This is a genomic window from Marinobacter sp. UBA2498 (assembly GCF_002341575.1).
Taxonomy (GTDB): domain Bacteria; phylum Pseudomonadota; class Gammaproteobacteria; order Pseudomonadales; family Oleiphilaceae; genus Marinobacter; species Marinobacter manganoxydans.
Map to the genome: position 1 here is coordinate 2958 of NZ_DDOI01000065.1, position 4145 is coordinate 7102.

The following is a 4145-nucleotide window of genomic DNA, read 5'->3' on the forward strand; positions in this document are numbered from 1 at the left end:
GCCTCTGGCGGCCTCTTCCTGAATCAGTATAGGTAATCGAACAGTTGCTCGAGCAGATCCGGCGTCGTCCGGCTGCCAGTGTAACCCGGAACATCCTCGGCAGAGATGACAATGGCGTCGCTCTGCTGGCTAAGGCTGACTGTGTGGGTATGCTGGGGTGCGTCCTTGTCGCTGAACCAGCTGAACCAGCCCGGATCCCGCTCGTCTTCGGTGCGGAAATCGACATGGAACCAGCCTTCACTGCGGTTCAGATCGACAACGGGAATGCCGGAATCTGTAAGTGCCCGACTTACTTCCGCCCAGGAACGACCATAATCAAGCTCCATGCGGATCGCGACGGCTTCATCGTTTTCCGAGATCAGGCGAACCAGCGGATCGCTGACCATTCCGGATGCCGCCCGGGAAAAGGACTTGGTTTCTTCACGCGCTCGGAGAAAGTCACCCAGATCGGACAGCAGGCGTCTCTGCAATTCCAGAGCCTGCTCGGAGGGATCAGAAACGCCAGTCCAGGGGATCAGCTCATCCGGCTGATCTTCAACATCAAGCCGGCGTACCTGCACCTCTGTGGTCTTGCGTCGCACACCGGGAGCCATCCGAACTTGAAGAACGACTTTCTGTTCGCCGGCAGATGGGTTATCCGACAGCTCTACAAGGTTTCGGGCACGCTTGCTGAAATTGGCAAGTTCGGTCTGCAGGATGCCCAACTGGGGACTGTCGAAGCCGACGCCAAGACCACGCTCGGACAGATAGCTGTTTACCGCAGGCCAGATTCTGCCCGGCACGTCGTTGACCAGGAGCCAGAGCCGACCATCCAGCTCTTCGATAACGTAGTTTTCATCAAGGATGTCCGATGTCATGTCCGGCGGGCGCGGAATATCGGACGGATACATTTTGCTGGCGTCAGCCGGCTGGACATCACGGATGGGCATGGTCTGGCTGAAACGGGAATCGTCGGCAGTCTCCGGCAATTCCAGTGGTTTTCCTTCCGTGGCATTCACATAGCGTTCGGAGCGGTCTTCAACCAGACTGCAGCCCGAGGCTGCTGCCAGAAGCAACAGCCCGGATGCGACAACAACGGGTTTGAACATCAGGGTACTACCGGTTCCTTTTAGAACCTGCATCAGGTTACTCCGGTGATGGGATGATTTAAGCAAACTCAGAGAACACCTGAGGCCTTGAGGGCATCTTCCACTTCGCCATGGAACTTTTCGCTGAGCACGGTCAGCGGCAGGCGGATGCCTTCCCCAATCATTCCCATATGATGGAGCGCCCATTTCACCGGGATAGGATTCGCTTCGAGGAACAGCTTCCGGTTAAGAGGCATGAGCAGTTCGTTCAAACGCTCGGTTTCTTCACGATTTCCGGCAACAGCGGCTTCGCACAGCTGGGACATTGCCTTTGGGGCGACGTTCGCGGTGACGGACACGTTGCCCTTGGCACCGGCCAGCATAAGTTCCGCTGCCGTTGCGTCATCACCTGAATAGACAGCCAGACGGCCGTCCAACGCTTCAATCAGTTCGGCACCCCTAGGAATGTTGCCGGTGGCGTCTTTGATGCCCACGATATTCGGAATATCGGCAAGCCGGAGCACGGTCTCGTTCAGCATGTCGCACGCTGTCCTGCCGGGCACGTTGTACAGCATCTGGTTCATGCTGGGGACGGCTTCGGCAATCGCCTTGAAGTGCTGATACAGGCCTTCCTGGGTCGGCTTGTTGTAGTAGGGAACAACGAGCAGGCAGGCATCTGCGCCAAGCTTATGGGCCTCGGCCGTCAGTTCAATGGCCTCACGGGTGCTGTTGCCGCCGGTGCCCGCAATAACCGGGATGCGACCATTAACACGTTTGATGATGTGGCCAATGGTCTGGCAATGCTCTTCCGGGTCGAGCGTTGCGGATTCGCCGGTGGTGCCCACAGCAACGATGCCGTGTGTGCCGTTTTCGATATGAAAGTCTACCAGCTTGTCCAGATCCTCCCAGTGGATGTCACCGTTTGGATGCATGGGCGTGACCAGTGCGACAAGGCTACCCGTAATCATAAAAGCTCCGTCCGAATAAAACCGATATGGTAATGTTGGGCACGAACTGACACAAGGGAATTAAAGGAGATGTCATGCCATCCGTTGAGTTAAACAAACCCGTACCGGATTTTGAAGCACCCGCTACCGGAGACCAGACTGTTCGCCTGGACGATCTGAAAGGTCAGAACGTGGTGATTTATTTCTATCCGAAAGACAACACCCCTGGCTGTACTACTGAGGGACAGGACTTCCGGGACCGGATGAAGCAGTTTGAGGAGCTTGATACGGTGATTCTCGGCGTATCGAGGGACGGCCTGAAAGCCCATGAGAATTTCCGGGCCAAGCATGAGTTTCCCTTTCACCTGATTTCAGACAAGGACGAGGCCCTGTGCACCCTCTTCGACGTGATCAAGCAGAAAAAGCTTTACGGGAAGGAGTACATGGGCGTTGACCGGAGCACCTTCCTGATCGACAAGGATGGCGTGCTGCGGGCTGAATGGCGCGGCGTAAAAGTGAAAGGCCACGCCGACGAGGTACTAGAGGCTGTCAAGGCTCTTTAAGCGCCTGTCAGGCGCTTCCGGGTTCCGCCGGCGGCGCCGACTCCTTCACTGGCCAGGCAGCAAACACCGCCTTGAGCATGGTAGCCAGTGGAATTGCAAAGAAAACACCCCACAAGCCCCAGATTCCCCCGAAGAACAGCACCGCGACGATAATGGCCACCGGGTGCAGATTGTTGACCTCCGAGAACAGAATGGGCACCAGAACATTGCCGTCAAGCGCCTGAATGACACCGTAGATGACCATCACCCAGATGAACTGGCTGCCCCAGCCGAAGGCGAACAGGGCAATCACCGCAACAGGGATGGTGACGACGGCCGCGCCGATATAAGGAATCACCACACTCAGCCCCACCAACAGCGAGAGCAGCGCAGCGTAAGGCATCCCCAGCAGCTTGAAGGCAATGTAGGTGGCGCCGCCCACAATCAGGATCTCGACGGCTTTGCCGCGCACGTAGTTGGCGCACTGGAGGTTCACCTCGTGCCAGATCTGCAGCATCATCGGGCGCTGAGGTGGCAGCAGCCGAGCGATGGAGTTGAGCAGCACCTCCCTGTCCTTCAGGAAGAAGAACACCAGGATAGGCACCAGCACCATGTATATCAGCAACGCCACGAGATCTGGAATACTGGACAGCGAGAACGACACCAGCCATTGGGTCATGTGCCCCACTTCCGTACTCACCTGGATGTAAACGGTGCTGACAGCTTCTCCGGAGATCAGGTGGGGATACTGCTGCGGCAACAGCTCAAGATAGGATTGCAGCTCCCGGATAATGCGTGGCGCCTCGCCGGCCAGGTTGCTCAACTGCGTCCAGATCAGCGGAAGCAGGCCAAACAGGAAGCCAACAAGCACGCCGAGGAAAACCAGGAAAACCCCAATAATGGATACCGTCTCCGGCACGCCCAGCTTGTTGAGCTTGGTGACCAGACCCTGCAGAATAAAGGCCACAATCAGCGAGGCAATGGCCGGCGCAAGCATGGCACCGAACCAGATAACAAAAATGGTTCCTGTCACCAGTATCAGGAACAGGATGACCGCTTCTTCATCCGAGAAGTATTTGTGCGCGAGACCGCGTAATGTCCTGATCATTTACAGCTCCGAAATCTTAACCGCCGCACTTTATCACAAACCGGTACTGCCCGGCGGTTTCAGAACTGCTCATCAACTTGTGATCGGACATCTGCAGAAAGGCCGGAATATCCCTGGCGGAACCTGCGTCCGTAGCAATCACCTCGAGTTCTTCACCGGGCGCCATGCTGTTCAGTTCCAGCTTTGTCTTCAGCAGCGGCATCGGGCAGCGCAACCCTGAGGCATCAAGCGTTCGATCAACCATACTAGCGATACACCATCACAAAATAATAAGCGGATTTAACAAGCAGGCATTATGCCGACAGTGATAATGTATTGCATCACAATCCTCGTTAACCAGAGGATCAGAACTTTTTATCGCAAACCGCTGTCAAACCGGCGATTCAGACAACAGGCACCCGGCTTTACATGATTGCTATCCAACCCAGATCCCGAACGCTACCGGCCATGGCCATCACCGCCCTGCTGGCCCTGCTGCTTT

General features: G+C 56.3%; 5 protein-coding genes. 1 reads left to right on the forward strand and 4 read right to left on the reverse strand.

Annotated elements, in window-relative coordinates:
* Positions 1 to 23: 23 nt before the first annotated feature.
* Together bamC and dapA are read right to left on the reverse strand one after the other, a co-directional pair.
* Complete coding sequence (gene bamC / locus B2W52_RS08895; RefSeq protein ID WP_008169110.1) at positions 24 to 1121, reverse strand: outer membrane protein assembly factor BamC; 1098 nt, start codon at positions 1119 to 1121, stop codon at positions 24 to 26.
* Between the two features lie 35 nt (positions 1122 to 1156).
* Positions 1157 to 2035, reverse strand: a complete 879-nt coding sequence (gene dapA, locus B2W52_RS08900) for a 4-hydroxy-tetrahydrodipicolinate synthase (RefSeq protein ID WP_092029757.1) — start codon at positions 2033 to 2035, stop codon at positions 1157 to 1159.
* A gap of 74 nt (positions 2036 to 2109) precedes the next feature.
* Here dapA and B2W52_RS08905 point away from each other — a divergent pair, with 74 nt between their 5' ends.
* Complete coding sequence (locus B2W52_RS08905; RefSeq protein WP_286802556.1) at positions 2110 to 2577, forward strand: peroxiredoxin; 468 nt, start codon at positions 2110 to 2112, stop codon at positions 2575 to 2577.
* 7 nt (positions 2578 to 2584) lie between these two features.
* Here the strand turns inward: B2W52_RS08905 and B2W52_RS08910 are convergent, their stop codons facing one another.
* Entirely contained in the window at positions 2585 to 3664 is a 1080-nt protein-coding gene (locus tag B2W52_RS08910) for an AI-2E family transporter (RefSeq protein ID WP_286802558.1), read from the reverse strand.
* 16 nt (positions 3665 to 3680) lie between these two features.
* Positions 3681 to 3908: a sulfurtransferase TusA family protein gene (locus B2W52_RS08915; RefSeq protein ID WP_008169116.1), complete on the reverse strand. Its 228-nt coding sequence runs from the start codon at positions 3906 to 3908 to the stop codon at positions 3681 to 3683.
* Positions 3909 to 4145: the final 237 nt, after the last annotated feature.

Bases quoted from the DNA above. Each gene is read 5' to 3' on its own strand.
- dapA (WP_092029757.1), bottom strand. From the start codon at position 2,035: ATGATTACGGGTAGCCTTGTCGCACTGGTCACGCCCATGCATCCAAAC.
- bamC (WP_008169110.1), bottom strand. From the start codon at position 1,121: ATGCAGGTTCTAAAAGGAACCGGTAGTACCCTGATGTTCAAACCCGTT.
- B2W52_RS08910 (WP_286802558.1), bottom strand. From the start codon at position 3,664: ATGATCAGGACATTACGCGGTCTCGCGCACAAATACTTCTCGGATGAA.
- B2W52_RS08915 (WP_008169116.1), bottom strand. From the start codon at position 3,908: ATGGTTGATCGAACGCTTGATGCCTCAGGGTTGCGCTGCCCGATGCCG.
- B2W52_RS08905 (WP_286802556.1), top strand. From the start codon at position 2,110: ATGCCATCCGTTGAGTTAAACAAACCCGTACCGGATTTTGAAGCACCC.